Here is an 18,625-nt window from a genome sequence, read left to right on the forward strand (position 1 = left end):
GTCTCCGGCGGCAACACCGCCCGGCAGATTCTGCTGATCCAGGACTTCAAACCGGACGGCATCTCCTGCACCCCGTCCTACGCCCTCAACATTGCCGACGCGCTGGAGGCGCAGGGCATTGGTCCCCGCTCCACCGGCATCAAGTACGGCATCTTTGGCGCCGAGCCCTGGTCGGACTCCATGCGGCAGCAGTTGGAGAACCGGCTCGGGCTGCACGCGGTGGACATCTACGGCCTGAGCGAGATCATCGGCCCCGGCGTCTCCAACGAGTGCATCGAGGCCAAGAACGGCTCCCATATCTTCGAGGACCACTTCCTGGTGGAGGTGGTCGACCCGGCGACCGGCGAGCCGCTCCCGCCCGGGACGGTGGGGGAGCTGGTCTTCACCACCCTGACCAAAGAGGCGATGCCGGTGATCCGCTACCGGACCGGCGACCTGGCCTCCATCGACCCGACCCCATGCCTGTGCGGCCGGACCTTCGTCCGGATGTCCCGCGTGCTGGGGCGGACCGATGATATGCTGATCATCCGCGGCGTCAACGTGTTCCCCTCCCAAGTGGAGGCCGCCCTGGTCGGCTTGCCGAACGTCGCGCCGCACTATCAGCTGGTGGTCTTCCGGGAGGGCCGGCTGGACCAGCTGGAGGTGAAGGTGGAGGTGACCGAGGCCTTCTTCCGGGAGGTGGGCGGAGGACTGCTCGCCGGCGAGACCTTCGAAAGCATCGAGGCGGTCCAACAGCTTCGGGAGAAAGTCAACGAAACCCTGGACGAAGCCCTGGGCCTCCGCGTGAAGGTCACCCTGGTTCCCCCCAACACGCTGCCGCGCAGCGAGGGCGGCAAGCTGCGCCGGGTGGTGGACGCGCGCCCGAAGGATTAGTGCCCGGCCGAGGAGCGCTGCGGATGCAGGACGCCTTCATGAGCACGTTGGGGCTGGAAGGGGAGATCCTGGGGCCAGGGCGGGCCCGGGTGTGGGGGATCGTGCGCCCGGAGCACCTCAACCTCCACGGAACCGCCCACGGAGGGTTTCTCTACACCCTGGCCGATGCGGCGTTCGCCCTGGCCTCGAACTCCCACGGGGTCCGCGCGGTGGCGCTCTCCACCCACATGGAGTTTCTCCGCCCCGTCCAGGCTGGGGATCAGATGGAGGCGATCGCTGAGGAGATCTACCGGGGCACCCGCATGGCCCTTTATCGGGTGGAGGTGCGCCGGCAGGGGGAGGCCGTGGCCTGGTTCACCGGATGGGTGTATCGGTTTGCATAGGGTAAAGGGCGGGCGGCCCCCCCCCCCGCCCCCACGCGGATCCCGCTGGGAGGATTATGTCCCCTCCTCCCAGGAAGCGAGATAACGCTCCTGCTCCGGCGTCAGGCGGTCGATCTGGATCCCCATCGTCTCCAGCTTCAAGCGGGCGATGGCCTGGTCGATCTCCCGGGGAACCGGGTACACCTGGCGCTCCAGGGCGCGGCCGTTGCGGACCAGGTACTCCACCGAGAGGGCCTGATTGGCGAAGGACATATCCATCACCGCGCTCGGGTGGCCCTCCGCGGCGGCCAGGTTCACTAAGCGTCCTTCCGCCAACAGATAGATCCGGCGCCCGTCCCTCAGGGTGTATTCCTCCACGAACTCCCGTACCCGCCGCGGCCCGCCCACGCTCATCTCCTGGAGGGCCGGGATGTTGATCTCCACGTTGAAGTGCCCGGCGTTGGCCAGGATCGCCCCGTCCTTCATCACCTCGAAGTGCGGGCGGTCGAGGATGTGGATGTTCCCCGTGGCAGTGATGAAGAGATCCCCTTCCCGCGCCGCTTCGATCATGGGAAGCACCCGGAAGCCATCCATCGCCGCCTCCAGCGCCCGCAGCGGGTCGACCTCGGTGACGATGACGTGCGCGCCCATGCCCCGCGCGCGCATGGCGATGCCACGCCCGCACCATCCATAGCCAGCGACCACGACCACGCGGCCGGCCAGCAGGAGGTTCGTCGCCCGCAGGATCCCGTCGATGGTGGACTGGCCGGTGCCGTATCGGTTGTCGAAAAGGTGTTTGGTCAGCGCATCGTTGACGGCGATGATAGGATAGGCCAGGACCCCCTCGCGGGCCATCGCCCGCAGGCGGATCACCCCCGTGGTGGTCTCCTCCGTCCCGCCCAGGATCTCCGCCATCCACGCCGGGCGCTCCTTATGCAGGGTGCTCACCAGATCCGCTCCGTCATCCATCGTGATATGAGGGCGATGGGCCAGGCACGATTGGATGTGGCGGTAGTAGGTGGCGGTGTCCTCCCCTTTGATGGCGAAGACGGGGACCTCAAAGAAGCGCACCAGGGCCGCGGCCACATCGTCCTGCGTGCTCAGCGGGTTGCTGGCGCAGAGGACCACCTCCGCCCCACCCGCTTGAAGCGTCCGCACCAGGTTGGCCGTCTCAGTGGTCACGTGCAGGCACGCGGAAATGCGGATCCCTGCGAGGGGCCGTTCGCGTTCGAAGCGCTCCCGGATGCGGCGCAACACCGGCATCTCCCGATCCGCCCACTCGATCCGCTTCATCCCCTGTTCCGCCAGCGAGAGATCCCGGATGTCGAACGACTTGGCGCTCATCCTCGCCTCCGTGTAAAAGGTTCGACGACTTGACCTTCCAGGATATTGTAATGCGGGTTTCCGATAGCGGGGGGAGCTTGAAGGAGGTGGATGACCTGACGGCCCGGTGGATGCCGAAACGCGATCTCCCCCTCCCCACGACCCTTTGGGGGAGAGGAGTCCTTGGAGGGTTGGGGTCCGCCAAAGGCGGCCCCTGACCCCAAAGGCCCTCAGGGGACCACTCTCCGGCCATATCCCACAACCCAACGCGGAGGGAGCGCCGCCGGAATGGGACGCGATGGGGTGGAGATGCGGTTGCTCCAGCGATTGCCGAGTTTCCGCGAACTGAGGGATACTCTGCCATAGAGGATTTGGGGGACAGTCGAGGGGTGGGGGGAGGGGTGGGATCATCGGCCTCTCCACCCCATCTCCCTAGAACGAAAGCGGACGAAGCGGGGCGATGGTCGAGAGGAGCTATTCCTTCAATGATATCCCAGCCATTCAGGTTCTCAGCCCTGAAGTGGCCGCCCGCATTGCGGCGGGGGAGGTCATCGAGCGGCCGGCCTCGGTGGTGAAAGAGCTCATTGAGAACGCGCTGGATGCGGGAGCCACGGCGATCCAGGTCGAGGTGCGAGAAGGCGGCTTCACGTTCATCCGTGTGGCCGATAACGGCCATGGCATCCCCCGCGATCAGTTGCCCCTGGCCCTGGCGCGCTTCGCCACCAACAAGATCCGGACCGCGGAAGACTTGAGCCGCGTCCGCACGTTGGGTTTCCGGGGGGAGGCGCTGCCCAGCATCGCCGCCGTGGCCCGCGTGGAGATCCTCACCCGCACGGCGGGGGAGATCGAGGGCACCCGCCTGATCGCTGAGGAAGGGCGACAGATCGTTCAGCCGGCCGCCAGCCCCGTCGGGACAGCGGTTACGGTGAGGGACCTTTTCTACAACACCCCCGCCCGACGACGCTTCCTCAAATCCCCTTTGCGTGAAGCGGAGCGGATCCGTGAGACCGTGCACCGTTACGCCCTGGGCTATCCTCACGTGGCATTCCGGTTGATCATCGATGGCCGGGAGGTTCTGATCGCCCCGCCAGGGACCCCCCTGGAGCGCGCAGCAGCTATTTGGGGACGAGAGGTTGCAGATGAGCTGATCCCGGTCTCCTGGGAGGCGGCGGACCTTCGCATCCACGGCCTGATCTCCCGCCCCACCTTGGGGCGGGCCTCCCGAGCCTTCCAGCATTTCTACGTGAACGGGCGGCCGATCCGCAGCGGCCTGCTGGCTGTCGCCCTCGAGCGTCCTTACGCCGGCCGGCTCCCAGCCGGCCGATACCCCCTGGCCATCCTTCACATCGACCTCCCCCCCGCTTTCGTGGATGTGAATGTTCACCCTCAGAAGGCCGAGGTGCGGTTCTCCCAGGAACGCTCGGTGTATTGGGGGATCAGTCAAGCCGTGGAAGCTGCCCTGGCTCCGTTCCCCCGCCCGGAGGAGGCTACCATCGCATGGCCTTTCGAGGAAGCGCAACCGGCGCCCCGACCCCTGGCCGAGCCCTCCGTGGAATACGGCCGGCCCTCCCGCTGGCGGGCGGTAGGGCAGTTGCTCCAGAGCTACATCCTGGCCCAGAGCGAGGATGGGTTGATCGTTGTGGATCAACACGCGGCCCACGAGCAAGTGCTCTTCGAGCGGCTGTGGGCCGGGGATGCCATTCATCCCCTTCCCTCCCCCCTCGTCCTCTCGTTCTCCGCGCGGGAGGCCGAGCAACTGGAGGCCGAGCTGGAGACCTTGCGGAGCCTGGGATTCGACCTCGAGCCCTTCGGGGGGAACGCCTTCGTGGTCCGGGCGCTCCCGGCCTCCCTGGCCGAGCAACCCGTGCCTGCCCTGCTCAACGTTGTTCTGGAGGAGGCTGCCGCGCTCCGGCGAGGAGGAGGGGATCCCCGCGAGCGGATCGCGATGCGTTTGGCCTGCACGGCTGCGGTCAAGGCGGGCGACGGGCTTTCCCTGGCGGAGATGCAAGCCCTCTTGGACGCCCTGCAGGAGACGTGGTCCCCTGCCACCTGCCCCCACGGCCGCCCCGCGTGGTTCCTCCTAAGCCGCGAGGAGATCGAGCGCCGGTTCCTGCGTCGGTAGCGGGAACCCTTATGGTCGCCCCTCAAACCCGGGGAGAGGGGAAAAATTCGCGGGGGCTGGGGGAGACGGCAAAAACGGGCGCGAAGGCGCCCTACCCCAAACGGCCCCCAGCCCTCGAGAATCCCCAGGGGGAAAGCGAATCCGGTCTGAATCTAAACTCACGCGGAAAAAGCGCTGTTCATAAGGGGGGTTCTGGGTGGGTCCTCGCCATCGAAGCCATGACGGCTAACCCTCGCGTTGCCCTGGACGCCCCTCGATCAACACCCGGACGTCCCCCACCCGGCGGGTGATGCCCGAAGCGTCCATCCGCTCCAGCACCGCCACCGCGATCTTCCGGCTGGTCCCCAGCAGATCCCGCGCCTCGGCTGCAGTGATCTGCCCATGCGCGCGAAGATGCTCCCGGATCCGCTCCACGCCCTCCTGCCATGTTTCCGCCAAAAGGACCACCTCGTCCCCGAGGCGGACCAGACGGCCTTCCTCCAACAGGACCTGGAACAGATCCCGGCCCAGGGCGGCCTCGAGCTCCCGCGGGTTGGGGGGATGCCAAGGATCCCGCCGCAGCCGATCGAGGCAGGCCTCCACCTGCCGCCGCTGCGCTTCGTTCAGGCGAACGGTGAAGCCGGATCGCCAGATGAGCGGGCCGGATTCCTCCAGAAGGCCCTCGCGGATCGCCGCGCGGCAAACGGCCTCAAAGACCTCCGGGGGCCATCCCAACCGGCTGCGGGCTTCCTCTCGGGACATGCCCCGGCGGAGGGGGTTTTCCCGATGATAGGCCTCGATCTGCTCCACCAACCGCCGCACCGCCTCGGCCTGCCAGTTCGGGGCGGCCCAGATCCCTTCCCCCAGAGCAACCGCCACTCCTTCCACAGCGAGGCGCTCCATGAGCTCACGCCCCCGCTCCAGGGGCAGCGCCAACCGCCAGGAGGCTTCCGCCAAGGTGAGCAGGCCGGCGCTTTGGAGCCAGACGCGTAAACGCTCCAGGGCGTCCGCTCGATGCAGGGCCTGCAGGGTGGTGAGGACCTCGGGGCGGAACCGGCGGTGGCGCCGCCCCGGGTGGACATCCAGGATCTCCCCGCCCCCCAAGGTCATCGACGGGGAAGGCCAGCGGAGGATGAAGCGATCCCCCGGAGCGGCAACGGTCGGGCGGCTGAGGACCAGCTGGGCGAACCCGGACTCGCCGGGCATGAGGAGATCCCGGTCGAGCAATCGCACCCGAGCCATGATCTGGGCCGCCCCGTGGAAGAATTTCACCTCGGCGAAATGGGGAAGCGGACGCGGCGAGCCCTCCCAGTGGACGAGATGAACGTCCAAAAGGTCGGTCGGATGGAAGCGCCCGGGGGCCGTCACCCAGTCGCCCCGATGGAGGTCCTCCGGGGAGACCCCGCCGAGGTTGATGGCCGTCCGGGAGCCGGGAAGGGCGCGTTCGACGCGACGACGGTAGGATTGCAGGCCCCGGATGCGAGCCCGACGCCCGGCGGGCCAGATCTCCACCTCCTCCCCGACCTGAAGGCAGCCGTCCAGCAGCGTGCCCGTGACCACCGTCCCGAAGCCCGGCATGGTGAACGCCCGATCGATGGGCAGGCGCGCCCGCCCCAGGTCCGGGCGCGGGGGCCGGCTCCGCAGGGCGCGCTGGAGGGCATCGATCAACTGCTCCAAGCCCTCCCGCGTCCGCGCTGAAACCGGGATCACCGGCGCCGCCTCCCAGCAGGTCCCCCGGAGCATGGAGCGCACATCTTCCTCCACTAAGGCCCGCCACTCCGGGTCCACCAAATCGATCTTGTTCAGGGCCACCACGCCGTTGCAAACCTCCAGCAGCGTGAGGATCGCGAAATGCTCCCGGGTTTGCGGCATCACTCCCTCATCAGCGGCGACCACCAGGAGGGCGGCGTCGATGCCGCCCACCCCCGCCAGCATGTTCTCGATGAAATCCTGGTGGCCGGGCACATCCACAATCCCAATCATCTCCCCATCGGGCAGGCCCAGCCAGGCGAAGCCCAGGTCAATGGTCATCTCCCGGATCTGCTCCTCCTTGAGACGATCCGGATGGATACCCGTCAGGGCTTCCACCAACGCCGACTTCCCGTGATCCACGTGGCCGGCCGTCGCGATCACCGGCATTCTGCAGCTCCCTCCATTTGCATCAGTAGTGCTCCATCCCGATTTGTTTTCGGGGTATGCAGTTGAGACGACGGGCGGGCCCCTCCCCGCAGCCCTTTCTGCGGGGAGGGGGGAGAAAAAATCCTTTGGGGGCTAACGGGCGCTCCAGCGCCCTACTACAACCAGCCCAGCCCTGAAGATCCCCAGGAGAAACGGCTGGGAAGTGTGTGCGGTCATATCCAACAATCCAATGTGGAAGAAACCATCGGTGCCCCATACGGGCAGGCTTTGTGCCTCTCTCTACGCCGGCGTTCCTCCACCCGAGGTCTCCCTTAGGCTCTGCTTCAGGCGGCTTGCGCGCTGTTCGTGGTTCTGGCTCCATGACCGGGCCGCATCCCGCACATGGCGGGCCCATTCCTCCTGTTCCTCCAACAGGATGCGGAGGATCTGCTCCCAGCGGGCCCCTTGGCGCTCCAGAAGATCCACCCGCTCCACCAGCTCCCGATGTTCGCGGGCGTGCTCGGTCCAGCGCTCCTCTCGCAACAAATTCAGTTCATGAAAACGCTTCTCTTGCGCGGTCTGCCATTCGTCCCATTCCTGCTTGAAACGGGCCTCGCCGAGCCGCAAGAGCTCCTCCATCTCCTTCAGGCGGCGCTCCCATCCCTCCCGCAGCGTCCGCATCTCCTCCAGGACCTGTCGGCTCTCTCGCGCCAAGTCCTGCAGCTGATGCAAGGCCGCGTGGTAATCTTCGATGCGGGCCAGGCGTTCCTCCACATGTTGTTCCAGCCGGCGGAACGATTGGGCATGTTGCAGATCGGCGAGGCGCAGGGCCTCCAGTTGGGCCTCCAGCCCCTCCAGACGGCCCTCGATAGGCTCCAAGCGCCGGGGCTGTTTCCGCAGCTCGTCCTCCAGGGCCGGAAACCGCTGGGCCAGCTCCTCGAGCCGCCGGCGGCCCTCGACTTCCTTCTGCTCCAAGTCGGCCATCCGCTTCACGGTTTGCCGGGCCTGTTCCTCCAGATAAGCCAGGCGAGGCCGCGTCTCCTCCAGCGCGCGGCCGATCTCCTCCAGACGCCGGGATTGCGTCTGGAGCTGGTGGAGCAGGCGATCCTGCTCCGCGCGTCGGGAGGCCAGCTCGTGCTCCGCCCGCTCCAGACGGGGGGCCATCTCTTGAAGGGCCTGAAGGGGGCGCTGGAGATCGTTCACCTGAAGCTGCAAGGTTGTATAACTTTCGCGGAACTGCCGCTCAAGATTCTCCAGGCGCCGATCCAGTATCCCCGTGATCTCCTCCCGCAGGCGGGCGAGAACCGGATCGACCTGGGCGGACCGGGCGGCCTGGGCCTGGACAGCGGCGATGGCCTCTGTGAGCTGGCGGATCTGTTCCCATGCCTGCTCGAGGAGGGCGGTCAGCTGATCCACCCGCTGTTGGAGGAGGGCGATGGTTTCTTTGTCCTTGCGGCGCTCCTGCTCGAGCCAGAGCACCGTCTGTCGGGTCTGGGCGAGCTCCATTTCGATCTCCGGTCGCACAGCGCACCTCCTGGATCGAATTCCCTTCGCGGCGCCCTAGCCTTTGAGAGGAGGACCGAGGCGCTTTAGGGAAATCATAATGCAGATCGATCCTGGAATCCACCCAGCAACGCGCGGCGCACTCACGGCCGCTCGAAAGCGCCGGACGCATTGTGGGATTCGAAAGGAGCCTGAGCGCTCACCTGGCAAGCCCTGCTCGACCGCGGACCGTAGCCGTGCAGGGCTTTTCAAAGACGGCACAACGGTCCTCCCCCCTCCCCGCAGTCCTTCAGGCCGCAAGGAGAGAGGAGAAAAATTTTTCTGGGGCTGGGCCGGAGGCCTTCGGCCCCGCCCCAGAAAACCCCCAATGGTTGCAACATTGAAAGCCCTGGTGACCGTGATGGACCTCTTGACAAAATGAGAATCTTGGTTATATTTAAGGACAAACCTGAAAGCGCTGCGTGGCTCATGACCCGCTCGAACCCGTGGATGGCGTGGACGAAAAAAGCCGCTACGTCCCGAGGCCCGGACAGTAGTCCGGTCCTGACGTAGCGGCTTTGTTATATCCGTCAGGATCTCCACCCCCAGGCTACTGTCCGGTAGCCTGGGGGTTTTTGTTTTTAGGAACTACGCAGTGGGTTTCCCCTCCCCACGGCCCTCTAGGCCGTGGGGAGGGAGGATGAAAAATCTTTTGGGGGCGAACCTGCGGTGAAACGTCCATATCCGTATGGCGGGGCGTGAGAACGGCTGAATCGTTACCTCTAATCTTGATCAAAAGGAGGTGACCTATGCGCAACGGAACATGCCCGGAGTGCGCGGCCCAAGTGCCGCTGCGGGAGGACGTCGTGCTTCACGAGTTCCTGACCTGCCCCGAGTGCGGGACCGGGCTGGAGGTGATCTCGCTTTCCCCCCTGACCCTCGACCGCGCGCCCCAGGTGGAAGAGGACTGGGGGGAGTAGGAGGTGGCGCCGATGCGGATCGCCCTTTTCTGCTCCCTGGTGCGGACGGAGGAGAAGTGGTTGCTGGAGGCCTTCCAGCGGCGGGGGGCCGAGGTGGAGATCCTCCACGACCGTTCGACGGTCATGGAGGTCGGCGCCCCCCGCGGCTGGGAGCGCTTCGATGCCGTGCTGATGCGTGCCCTCAGCCATTGGCAAGCCCTCCACGCCGCGCAGCTGTTGGAGGATATGGGCCTGCCGGTGATCAACCCCGCCGCCGTGATCCACACCTGCGCTGACAAGCTGCTGACCACCGCGGCCCTGGCCCGGGCCGGCGTCCCCACACCCCGGGTGAAGGTCGCTTTCTCCCCCGAAGGCGCCCTCCAGGCCATCGAGGAGATGGGCTACCCGGTGATCCTCAAGCCGGTGCTCGGCTCTTGGGGACGGCTGCTGGCCCGGGTGAACGACCGGGACGCGGCGGAGGCCTTGCTGGAGCACAAGGAGGTCCTGGGCGGCTTCGCCCACGGCGTCTATTACATCCAGGAATACATCCCCAAGCCCGGCCGCGACATCCGGGCCTTCGTCGTGGGGGGCGAGGCCATCGCGGCGATCTACAGAACTTCCGAGCACTGGATCACCAACACCGCTCGGGGGGGACGGGCGTCGAATTGCCCCATCACCCCTGAACTGGCGGACCTCTGCGCCCGGGCAGCCGCGGCCGTGGGGGGCGGGGTGCTGGCGTTGGACATCTTCGAAGATCCCCATCGGGGGCTCCTGGTCAACGAGATCAACCACTCGATGGAGTTCCGCAACTCCGTCGAGCCCACCGGCGTCGACATCCCCGGCGCCGTCGCCGACTTCGTGATCCGCGTGGCACGAGAGGGATGGGACGCAGCCCACGCCCCACGTTCCCCTCAGGAGGTTCGGCGATGGAACGGATCCGCGTGAGCGTCGTCGGCGCCTCCGGCTACGTCGGGGGGGAGCTCCTCCGCCTGTTGTTGCGCCATCCCTTCGTGGAGATCGCCCAGATCACCTCCGAATCCCACGCCGGCGAGCCCGTCCATCGCGTGCATCCCCACCTGCGCCGGCTTTCAGCCATGGCCTTCTGTCGGATGGCGGATCTCCGACCCTGCGACGCCCTCTTCGTCGCCCTGCCCCACGGCGAGGTCGCCCCCCGCATCGAAGCCTTCGCCGCGGTGGCCCCCGTTGTGGTCGACCTCTCCGCCGATTTTCGCCTCCGCGACCCGGCGGCCTACCCTCGCTGGTACGGCCGCCCCCACCCCCACCCGGAATGGCTCCCGCGCTTCGTCTACGGACTGCCGGAGCGCTACCGGGAGGCGCTGCGCGGGGCCCGTTACCTCAGCGGGGTGGGTTGCAACGCGGCCGCGGCCATCCTGGCCCTGTGGCCGTTGATCCGGGCCGACGTTCTGGATCCGGAGCGCCCGATCCTTGTGGACATCAAGGCGGGCTCATCGGAGGCGGGCCGCGAGCCCAACCCGAGCTCCCATCATCCGGAGCGCCACGGCGCGATCCGCCCTTACGCCCCGGTCGGCCACCGCCATACCGCGGAGGTCCGCCAGGCCCTCGGGCGCGATGCCGTCTTCCTCTCGGTAACCGCCGTGGATGCGGTGCGGGGGGTGTTGGCCGTCGCCCACGCCTGGCCTCGGGTACCTCTCGCCGAGTCGGATCTATGGCGGATCTACCGCGCCGCCTACGGGGAGGAGCCCTTCGTCCGGCTGGTCAAGGATCGGCAAGGCCTGCACCGCCTCCCGGACCCCAAGGCCGTGGTGGGGAGCAACTTCGCCGACGTGGGCTTCGCCGTGGAGGAGGAGACCGGCCGGATCGTCGCCCTGTGCGCTTTAGACAACCTGATGAAGGGCGCAGCGGGCTCCGCCGTTCAGTCCCTCAACGTGGCGATGGGATGGCCCGAGACCGCGGGGCTCGATCTCATCCCCATCTATCCGGCATAAGCGGAAGGGGCACGCTGGGAAGCTCCCCTTTCGGGCTTCCCAAAAAGAACCGACACCGAGCTGGGGAGGCGCACGATGTGGGTGATTAAGATCGGCGGGAACGCTGTCGTGAACGCCGAGGCAGCGCTCGAGGAGCTGGCCGCTTGGGCCCGGGCGGGCCGGCGCTGGGTGCTCGTCCACGGGATCTCGGCGGAGGCCGATGCCCTGGGGGAAGCCCTGGGACACCCGCCCCGCTATGTCACCTCAGCTTCCGGCTTCACCAGCCGCTACACCGATGCGCGCACGCGGGACATCCTGCTGATGGCCTACGGCCGGGTCAACGCCCACTTGGTCGCCGCCCTCCACCGCCGCGGGGTCCCCGCCATCGGCTTACGGGGGATCGATGGGGGACTGCTGGAGGCCCGTCGGAAGGAGTCCCTCCGGGTGCGGGAAGGGGATCGGATCGTGATCCTGCATGGGGACTATTCGGGGACGCCGACCCATGTGAACATCGACCTGCTTCGCACGCTCCTCGATGCCGGGCTCTTCCCGGTGATCGCCCCGATGGGGCTGACGCGTGAGGGGGAGATCGTGAACGTGGACGGCGACCGGGCGGCCGCGGCGATCGCCGCCGCGCTGAGGGCGGAGGGGTTGATCTTCCTCACGGGCGCCCCCGGCCTGCTCCGCTCGTTCCCGGATGAAAGCACCCGAGTCCCCCAGCTTCATCTGGAGGAGCTGGAGGCCGCGATGGCTTGGGCCCAAGGACGCATGCGCCACAAGCTCCTCGCGGCACGGGAGGCGCTCCAGAGCGGCTTGCCCTGCGTATGGCTGGCCGACGGCCGTCGCCCCGCACCCCTCACCGCCGCCCTCCAGGGGGAGGGGACCTGCATCCGCGGAACCCCTTCCCCTGGCGTTGGAGGACAGGGGGAGACGCTCGTGCGCTACTCGGCGGATGGAGACCCGTTCTTCGCCTGACACATAGGACGGGCACCCAAGCGCCCTACGACAACAGGGCTTTGTTCGTAGTCGGGCGCTTCAGCGCCCGTCCTGTTGGGGAACACCGATGACGCGCCCTCGGCCCCACCTGGCATTGGAGAACGGGGGGAGCCTTTCGCACGCCATCGGAGGAGCGAGCATCTACGCCAGGAGGTTTGCGAATGAACATCCAGGAAACAGAAAGCCGCTACACCAGCGGCGTCTACCCGAAGCGGGAGCTCGTGCTGGTCCGCGGAGAGGGCGTCTACGTGTGGGATGAGCGGGGACGGCGGTATCTGGACGCCACCGGGGGCCAGGGGGTGGCTCTTCTGGGCCACAACCCTCCCTCGGTTCGCGCGGCGCTCCGGGAGCAAATGGATCGCCTGATGATCTGCCCGGAGATCTTCTACAACGATCGCCGGGCCGCCCTCCTCCACGCCCTCCAGGCGATCCTGCCGGGGGACCGCCCCTGGCGGATCTTTCTATGCAATTCCGGGGCGGAGGCGGTGGAGGCGGCCCTGAAGTTCGCCCGTTGGCGCACAGGACGGGTGGAGATCGCCGCCGCCCGCCGCGCCTTCCACGGCCGCACCATGGGAGCCCTCTCCGCCACTTGGAACCCCGCCTACCGTCAACCCTTCGAGCCGTTGGTCCCCGGCTTCCGTCACATCCCCTTCAACGACATCGCCGCCCTGGAGGCCGCGGTCGGCCCCCAGACGGCCGCGGTGATCCTCGAGCCGATCCAGGGGGAGGGCGGGGTGTGGCCGGCTGATCCCGCCTTCCTCCAGGCGGCGCGGGCCCTGTGCGACCGCCATGGGGCCCTGTTGATCTTCGACGAGGTGCAAACCGGCTTCGGGCGCACCGGGCGCTGGTTCGCGGCGGAGCACGCCGGCGTGCTGCCCGATCTGATCGCCATGGGAAAGGGGATGGGCGGCGGGTTCCCCATCGGCGCAGTGGCCTTCCCAGCCGATTGGGGTCCGCTCCCCACGGGCGCCCACGGCTCCACCTTCGGGGGGAACCCCATGGCGTGCGCCGCCGCCCTGGCGGCCATCGAGGCCATCCGTACGGAGGGGCTGGTGGAGCGGGCCGCCCATCTGGGCGCCATGTTCCAAGAGCGCCTCCAACGCATCCGCTCCCCTCTCGTGCGGGAGGTGCGAGGGCGCGGCCTGATGATCGGCGTCGCCTTGCGAACGCGGGCGACGCCCGTTCTCCGGCGCATGATGGAGGATGGCGTGTTGGCCCTCCCCGCCGGCCCCGACGTGGTCCGGTTCCTGCCCCCGCTGATCATCGAGCCGGAGCATCTGGAGCAGATCGCCGCCGCCCTGGAGCGCGCCCTGGCCGAAGCGCCCCTCCCGGTTCCCCAGGCCGCAGAAGGAGGCGAGGGATGAGCGGACCGGTGGAGGATCCGGAGGCCGTCGCCCTGCTGGAGGAGCTGGTCCGCATCCCAAGCCCCTCCGGGGCCGAGGGCGAGGCCGCTGCCTTCCTGAGGGATTGGATGGCCCGACACGGATTCGAAGCGTGGATCGATGAAGCGGGCAACGCCATCGGCGTGTTGGGGGAAGGACCGCGGACGCTGCTGCTTCTCGGACATCTGGACACCGTCCCCGGGGAGATTCCGGTCCGGGTAGAGAACGAGCGGCTCTACGGCCGCGGGGCGGTGGACGCCAAAGGGCCCTTGGCGGCAGCCGCGGTGGCCGTCGCCCGAGTGGGGGCCCGGCCGGGGTGGCGCTGGGTGGTGGCCGGGGCCGTAGAGGAAGAGGCCGCCACCTCCCGGGGAGCCCGCCATCTGCTGCGGACCTGGCCCCGGCCGGATATGGCCCTCATCCTGGAGCCGAGCGGGGCCCACGCCGTCACCTTGGGTTACAAAGGACGGCTGCTCCTGCACGTCCATCTGGAAGCGCCCAGCCGCCACACCGCCGTCCCGGAGCCGAATCCGGCGGAGCGGCTGGTCGAGCTGTGGCTCGCACTTCGGGAGTCCGCTCGCTCCGCTTCATCGGGGGGCAGCCTCTTCGAACAGGTCACCCCCTCCCTCCGACGGCTGCTGGCCGATGGGGACGGCCTCCGGGAGTGGGCAGCGATGACCGTGAGCTTCCGCTTGCCGGAGGCCTGGCCGCCGGAGCGGTGGCGGGAGGCCATCCGACCCATGTTGGAGGCAGCCGGGGCGGCCTGGCGGACGGAGGGGGAGGAGCCCGCATGGCGGGCGCCCGCCGACACCCCGTTGGTGCGGGCCCTGCTCGCCGGCATCCGGGGAGAAGGCCTCCGCCCCCGGTTTCTGCTGAAGTCCGGCACCTCGGACATGAACGTCGTCGGGCCCGTCTGGCGTTGCCCGATCGCCGCCTACGGGCCGGGCGACGCACGGCTGGACCACACGCCGGAAGAGCACATCGAGCTCCGGGAATATCAGATCGGCATCCGGGTGCTCGCCCGCGCTCTGGAGGAAATCGCTGTCCGCGCGATATAAGCCCAATCTTTTTCAAGGAGGGAAGCGCGATGCCGCTGGATCGCTTCTATATCATCGAATCGACGCTGCGCGAGGGAGAGCAATTCGTCGGCGCCCACTTCTCCACCGAGGACAAGATCCGCATCGCCCACGCCTTGGACGAATTCGGCGTGGAATACATCGAGCTCACCAACCCCTCGGCCTCCCCAAGAAGCTTCGAGGACTGCCGGACGATCGCCCGCTTGGGGCTGCGGTGCAAGGTGCTCACCCACATCCGCTGCCATTTGGAGGACGCCAAACGGGCCTTGGAGACCGGGGTGGACGGCATCGACCTGGTCATCGGGGTCTCCTCGTACCTACGGGCCTTCAGCCACGGCATGAGCGTGGAGGAGATCATCGATCGGGCCGCGGAGGTGCTGACCTTCATCCGGGAACAGGCCCCCCACATCGAGCTGCGCTTCTCGACCGAAGACACTTTCCGCAGCGATCCAGCGGATCTCCTCCGCGTGTATCTGGCGGTGGACCAGCTGGGGGTGGTGAATCGGTTGGGGATCGCCGATACGGTGGGCATCGCCACCCCGAGCCAGGTGGCGTGGCTGGTAGGCACCCTGCGGCGGCTGACGAAGGCGGACATCGAGTTCCACGGGCACAACGACACGGGTTGCGCCATCGCCAACGCCTTCGCCGCCCTCGAGGCCGGGGCCACCCACATCGACACCACCGTCCTCGGGATCGGGGAGCGCAACGGCATCACCCCACTGGGGGGCTTCATCGCGCGGATGTACACCGTCAACCGAGATCTGGTCCGGCGCAAGTATCGCCTCGAAAAGCTCCGGGGGATCGAACAGATGGTCGCCGAGATGGTGGGGGTGGAGATCCCCTTCAACAACTACATCACGGGGATGGCCGCCTTCACCCACAAGGCCGGCATCCACGCCAAGGCCATCCTGAACAACCCGGAGACCTATGAGGCCCTGAACCCCCAGGACTTCGGGATGACCCGCTACATCTCGATCGCCCACCGGCTGACCGGGTGGAACGCGGTGAAGGCGCGGGCGGAGCAGCTGGGGCTGGATCTGAGCGACGAGCAGATCCGCGCGGTCACCGCCCGTATCAAGGCCTTGGCGGATGAGAAGCGGATCACGCTGGAGGATGTGGACGAGATGCTGCGGCGCTGGGCGAACGGACAGGAGGTCCCCCGGCCCGTCGTCCGGGAGCATTAGCGCCTTTCCTAATCCGAAACGCGGAGAGGAGAGCCATGGCCCCTCAGACCTTCGCTCAGAAAGCCATCGCCCGGGCGGCCGGCCGCGCCGAGGTGGCCGTCGGGGAGATCGTGGACGCGCGGCCGGACCTCATCCTGAGCCACGACAACACGGCGGCCATCGCCCGGATGTTCTACCAGCTGGGGCTGAAGCGGGTGAAGGACCCCGATCGCCTGGCCATCACCCTCGACCACGCGGTCCCGCCGCCGACGCCGCGCCATGCCCAGAACCACGCCGAGATCCGCCGCTTCGTGGCCGAGCAGGGTGTTCGCCATTTCTTCGAGGCCGGACGGGGGATCTGTCACCAGGTCCTGAGCGAGGAGGCGTTGGTGCTGCCCGGCCAGATGATCCTGGGCGCCGACAGCCACACCACCCACTTCGGCTGGATGGGGGCCTTCGGGGCTGGGGTGGGCCGCAGCGAGGTATTGGCCCTTTGGGCCACCGGCGAGATCTGGCTCCGGGTCCCGGAGAGCATCCGCATCGTCCTGGAGGGGCGCATGCCCGCGGGTGTGACCACCAAGGACCTGTGTCTGAGGATCTTCGGCGATCTGGGGGCCGATGGGGGCCTTTACCGCTCGGTCGAGTTCGCCGGGCCGGGCGTTCACGCCCTCTCCATCGAGAGCCGCATGACGCTCACCAACTTCATGGCCGAGTTTGGGGTCAAGAACGCCTACCTCCCGCCGGACGACGCGGTCTTCGATTGGTTGGCCCCCCGGCGGGCCCGACGGACGGGCGAGCCGACCGAGGCCGTGTGGGAGCGCATCGCCGCGGGCGCGCTGTATCCGGACCCCGATGCCCTGTATGAAGCGGAATGTGTCTATCGGCTGGACGATCTCGAACCGATGGTGGCCTGCCCTCATTCGGTGGATCATGTGAAGCCGCTGCGCGAGGTAGCCGGGACCCGCGTGGACATGGCCTTCATCGGAACCTGCACGAACGGACGGCTGGAGGACATCGCGGCCGCCGCGGAGATCCTGCGCGGGCGGCGGATCGCCCCGGGGGTGCGGCTGCTGGTCATCCCGGCCTCCAGCGAGGTGCTCCAGGAGGCCCTCCGTCGGGGTTACATCCAGGCCTTGGTGGAGGCGGGGGCCATGATCGGGGTCCCGGGCTGCGGCCCGTGCATGGGCAACCATATGGGGATCCCCGCCCCCGGGGAGGTGGTGATCTCCTCGGGGAGCCGCAACTTCCGGGGACGGATGGGGACGCCCGAGGCGGAGATCTACTTGGCCAGCCCGGCCGTGGTCGCCGCCAGCGCCCTGCGGGGGCGGATCACCGATCCCCGGGAGGTCCTCTCCCCAGTCCGGGCGTGAGGGAAAACCGCGTCGGGAAGGCCGATATCCGCTCAGCGAACATGGAGGGATCCTGACGATGCGCTTGCGAGGTCGCGTGTGGAAATACGGAGACAACGTCAACACCGATGTGATCTTCCCGGGCAAATACACCTACACGATCACGGACCCGGCGGAGATGGCCCGGCACGCCCTTGAGGACCTGGATCCCGCATTCGCCCGGGAGGCCCGGCCCGGCGACATCATCGTGGCCGGCCGGAATTGGGGGTGCGGCTCCTCCCGGGAGCAGGCGGTGGTTGCCCTGAAGGCGGCCGGGGTGCGGGCGATCGTCGCCAAATCCTTCGCCCGCATCTATTTCCGCAACGCGGTCAACCACGGGCTGCTGCCCATCGTGTGCCCCGAGGCGGTCGATGCCATCGGGCCGGGGGAGGAGATCGAGATCGACCTGGAGGCGCACGAGATCCGCTGCGCGGCGGGGGTTTTCCCCTTCCCGCCCCTCTCCCCAACCGTCCGGTCCATCCTGGAGGCCGGGGGGCTGATCCCGATGCTCTGCCGCCGCCTGGGCTTGCCCGTTCCCTCGGACGGCGCATTCCTCAGCGGAACCGCGTCCGATGGTTAAACGGGACACTCAACCATCGCGTCGGTTGAAATCGCCATCTGGGTCGGCCTGCGCCGACCGGAAATTCGCGTCCGCGCAGACGGGCGCCCAGCGCGAAGCGCCTAAAAAGGCCAATGGGCTTCGTTGCGGAGATAAAATTTTCTGTGAGGGACGGGCCGCGGAACCGGCCGGCCTCGGTAAAAGACCTCCGCCCGCTCCGGGGCGAAATCCGGCGCCAGGATGCGCGGCGGAGCCCCCGCTGGACAGGAAGGCCAGCGCCTCGGGATGGGCGAAGCCCCCCAAAGGCGAGCGGGGATCGATCTCCGCCGTCGAGCCGGCTACCAGGTGTTCCCCCAGCAGGAGCGCCAGCGGGATGACGAACGGAGCGCTCCGGCTCCAAGCCCCAGGCGGCCAGAGCTGCCAGGGCGAAGCTGAGCAGGAAAACGGCGCGGGCGGTCTTCCACGCCAGATCGAAGTTCGCGTTCAGCCTTTCACCCGTCGGATGAATTCTTCGATGGGGATGGCCGGGAGCGTCATGATCTTCACGCTGCCCCGGGAAGCGAGCTCCACGGAGACCCGGGCGACGGTCTCGTTGTCCGGTGCTTCCACGATGCTGATGAAATCATAAGGCCCCAGCACCGCGTATTGGGCCAGGACCTTCACCCCCATCGCCTCCACCTCCCGGTTGACCTCCATGATCCGCTCCGGGCGCTCTTTGATCGTCTCCGCCCCCTCATCCGTCAGGGTGCTGAGCATAATATAGATCCCCATGGCGACCTCCGAAATGCTTGGTGGGTCTCGTGTTCCAAAAGGAACTCTCATGCTGGACCCAACGCCGATGGCCCCTTTCCCCGTTCTTCCCCCGAGGGGGGAGAACAATCCTTGGGGTTGGGGGCCGCC

General features: G+C 67.8%; 16 protein-coding genes. 12 read left to right on the plus strand and 4 right to left on the minus strand.

The annotated features are described in order from the left end of the window. On the plus strand, positions 1–873 hold an 873-nt coding region (locus tag ACFMO5_RS06805; protein WP_376792002.1), incomplete at its 5' end, for a phenylacetate--CoA ligase family protein. A gap of 23 nt (positions 874–896) precedes the next feature. Continuing rightward, entirely contained in the window at positions 897–1,256 is a 360-nt protein-coding gene (paaI, locus tag ACFMO5_RS06810; RefSeq protein WP_376792003.1) for a hydroxyphenylacetyl-CoA thioesterase PaaI, read from the plus strand. A gap of 54 nt (positions 1,257–1,310) precedes the next feature. Here the strand turns inward: paaI and ahcY are convergent, their stop codons facing one another. Continuing rightward, the gene (ahcY, locus tag ACFMO5_RS06815; protein WP_376792004.1) at positions 1,311–2,579 is read right to left on the minus strand and encodes an adenosylhomocysteinase; all 1,269 of its coding nucleotides are present in this window, start codon (positions 2,577–2,579) and stop codon (positions 1,311–1,313) included. 439 nt (positions 2,580–3,018) lie between these two features. Between ahcY and mutL the strand changes: the two genes are divergently transcribed. After that, positions 3,019–4,680: a DNA mismatch repair endonuclease MutL gene (gene mutL / locus ACFMO5_RS06820; protein ID WP_376792005.1), complete on the plus strand. Its 1,662-nt coding sequence runs from the start codon at positions 3,019–3,021 to the stop codon at positions 4,678–4,680. 225 nt (positions 4,681–4,905) lie between these two features. Here mutL and selB read toward each other — a convergent pair whose 3' ends face one another. Then, a complete protein-coding gene (selB, locus tag ACFMO5_RS06825; protein ID WP_376792006.1) occupies positions 4,906–6,798 on the minus strand; it encodes a selenocysteine-specific translation elongation factor in 1,893 nt (630 codons plus the stop codon). A 279-nt stretch (positions 6,799–7,077) separates the two neighbouring features. After that, positions 7,078–8,301, minus strand: coding sequence for a hypothetical protein (locus ACFMO5_RS06830; RefSeq protein ID WP_376792007.1), 1,224 nt, complete (start codon positions 8,299–8,301; stop codon positions 7,078–7,080). Positions 8,302–9,068: 767 nt separating this feature from the next. On the opposite strand from ACFMO5_RS06830, the gene lysW reads away from it, so the two are divergent. The 9 genes from lysW to ACFMO5_RS06875 all read left to right on the plus strand — a co-directional run bounded on the left by lysW (position 9,069) and on the right by ACFMO5_RS06875 (position 17,746). Continuing rightward, positions 9,069–9,239 (plus strand): lysine biosynthesis protein LysW, encoded by a 171-nt coding sequence (lysW, locus tag ACFMO5_RS06835; protein ID WP_376792008.1) that lies wholly within the window; start codon positions 9,069–9,071, stop codon positions 9,237–9,239. Between the two features lie 12 nt (positions 9,240–9,251). Next, positions 9,252–10,163, plus strand: coding sequence for a lysine biosynthesis protein LysX (lysX, locus tag ACFMO5_RS06840; protein ID WP_376792009.1), 912 nt, complete (start codon positions 9,252–9,254; stop codon positions 10,161–10,163). After that, a complete protein-coding gene (argC, locus tag ACFMO5_RS06845) occupies positions 10,145–11,185 on the plus strand; it encodes an N-acetyl-gamma-glutamyl-phosphate reductase (RefSeq protein ID WP_376792010.1) in 1,041 nt (346 codons plus the stop codon). Before lysX ends, argC begins: the two co-directional genes overlap by 19 nt. Positions 11,186–11,260: 75 nt before the next feature. Then, positions 11,261–12,139 (plus strand): [LysW]-aminoadipate kinase, encoded by an 879-nt coding sequence (locus ACFMO5_RS06850; RefSeq protein WP_376792011.1) that lies wholly within the window; start codon positions 11,261–11,263, stop codon positions 12,137–12,139. Between the two features lie 182 nt (positions 12,140–12,321). After that, positions 12,322–13,524, plus strand: a complete 1,203-nt coding sequence (locus ACFMO5_RS06855; protein ID WP_376792012.1) for an aspartate aminotransferase family protein — start codon at positions 12,322–12,324, stop codon at positions 13,522–13,524. Next, entirely contained in the window at positions 13,521–14,597 is a 1,077-nt protein-coding gene (locus ACFMO5_RS06860) for a [LysW]-lysine hydrolase (RefSeq protein ID WP_376792013.1), read from the plus strand. The genes ACFMO5_RS06855 and ACFMO5_RS06860 overlap by 4 nt, the downstream gene beginning before the upstream one ends. Before the next feature lie 35 nt (positions 14,598–14,632). Next, positions 14,633–15,799, plus strand: a complete 1,167-nt coding sequence (gene lysS, locus ACFMO5_RS06865) for a homocitrate synthase (protein ID WP_376792017.1) — start codon at positions 14,633–14,635, stop codon at positions 15,797–15,799. Between the two features lie 35 nt (positions 15,800–15,834). Continuing rightward, entirely contained in the window at positions 15,835–17,148 is a 1,314-nt protein-coding gene (locus tag ACFMO5_RS06870) for a 3-isopropylmalate dehydratase large subunit (protein ID WP_376792014.1), read from the plus strand. A gap of 58 nt (positions 17,149–17,206) precedes the next feature. Then, entirely contained in the window at positions 17,207–17,746 is a 540-nt protein-coding gene (locus ACFMO5_RS06875) for a 3-isopropylmalate dehydratase small subunit (protein ID WP_376792015.1), read from the plus strand. 462 nt (positions 17,747–18,208) lie between these two features. Here the strand turns inward: ACFMO5_RS06875 and ACFMO5_RS06880 are convergent, their stop codons facing one another. Further along, positions 18,209–18,496 carry a GYD domain-containing protein gene (locus ACFMO5_RS06880; RefSeq protein WP_376792016.1) on the minus strand — a complete coding sequence of 96 codons (288 nt, stop codon included), beginning with the start codon at positions 18,494–18,496 and terminating at the stop codon, positions 18,209–18,211. Positions 18,497–18,625 lie beyond the last annotated feature (129 nt).

Source organism: Thermoflexus sp., assembly GCF_042408365.1.
Classification (GTDB): Bacteria; Chloroflexota; Anaerolineae; order Thermoflexales; family Thermoflexaceae; genus Thermoflexus.

Excerpts from the sequence above, each read along its gene's own strand:
- ACFMO5_RS06850 (WP_376792011.1), top strand. The coding sequence starts at position 11,261 with ATGTGGGTGATTAAGATCGGCGGGAACGCTGTCGTGAACGCCGAGGCA.
- ACFMO5_RS06875 (WP_376792015.1), top strand. The coding sequence starts at position 17,207 with ATGCGCTTGCGAGGTCGCGTGTGGAAATACGGAGACAACGTCAACACC.
- argC (WP_376792010.1), top strand. The coding sequence starts at position 10,145 with ATGGAACGGATCCGCGTGAGCGTCGTCGGCGCCTCCGGCTACGTCGGG.
- ACFMO5_RS06855 (WP_376792012.1), top strand. The coding sequence starts at position 12,322 with ATGAACATCCAGGAAACAGAAAGCCGCTACACCAGCGGCGTCTACCCG.
- ACFMO5_RS06880 (WP_376792016.1), bottom strand. The coding sequence starts at position 18,496 with ATGGGGATCTATATTATGCTCAGCACCCTGACGGATGAGGGGGCGGAG.
- selB (WP_376792006.1), bottom strand. The coding sequence starts at position 6,798 with ATGCCGGTGATCGCGACGGCCGGCCACGTGGATCACGGGAAGTCGGCG.
- lysW (WP_376792008.1), top strand. The coding sequence starts at position 9,069 with ATGCGCAACGGAACATGCCCGGAGTGCGCGGCCCAAGTGCCGCTGCGG.
- ACFMO5_RS06860 (WP_376792013.1), top strand. The coding sequence starts at position 13,521 with ATGAGCGGACCGGTGGAGGATCCGGAGGCCGTCGCCCTGCTGGAGGAG.
- mutL (WP_376792005.1), top strand. The coding sequence starts at position 3,019 with ATGGTCGAGAGGAGCTATTCCTTCAATGATATCCCAGCCATTCAGGTT.
- lysX (WP_376792009.1), top strand. The coding sequence starts at position 9,252 with ATGCGGATCGCCCTTTTCTGCTCCCTGGTGCGGACGGAGGAGAAGTGG.
- paaI (WP_376792003.1), top strand. The coding sequence starts at position 897 with ATGCAGGACGCCTTCATGAGCACGTTGGGGCTGGAAGGGGAGATCCTG.
- ACFMO5_RS06870 (WP_376792014.1), top strand. The coding sequence starts at position 15,835 with ATGGCCCCTCAGACCTTCGCTCAGAAAGCCATCGCCCGGGCGGCCGGC.
- ahcY (WP_376792004.1), bottom strand. The coding sequence starts at position 2,579 with ATGAGCGCCAAGTCGTTCGACATCCGGGATCTCTCGCTGGCGGAACAG.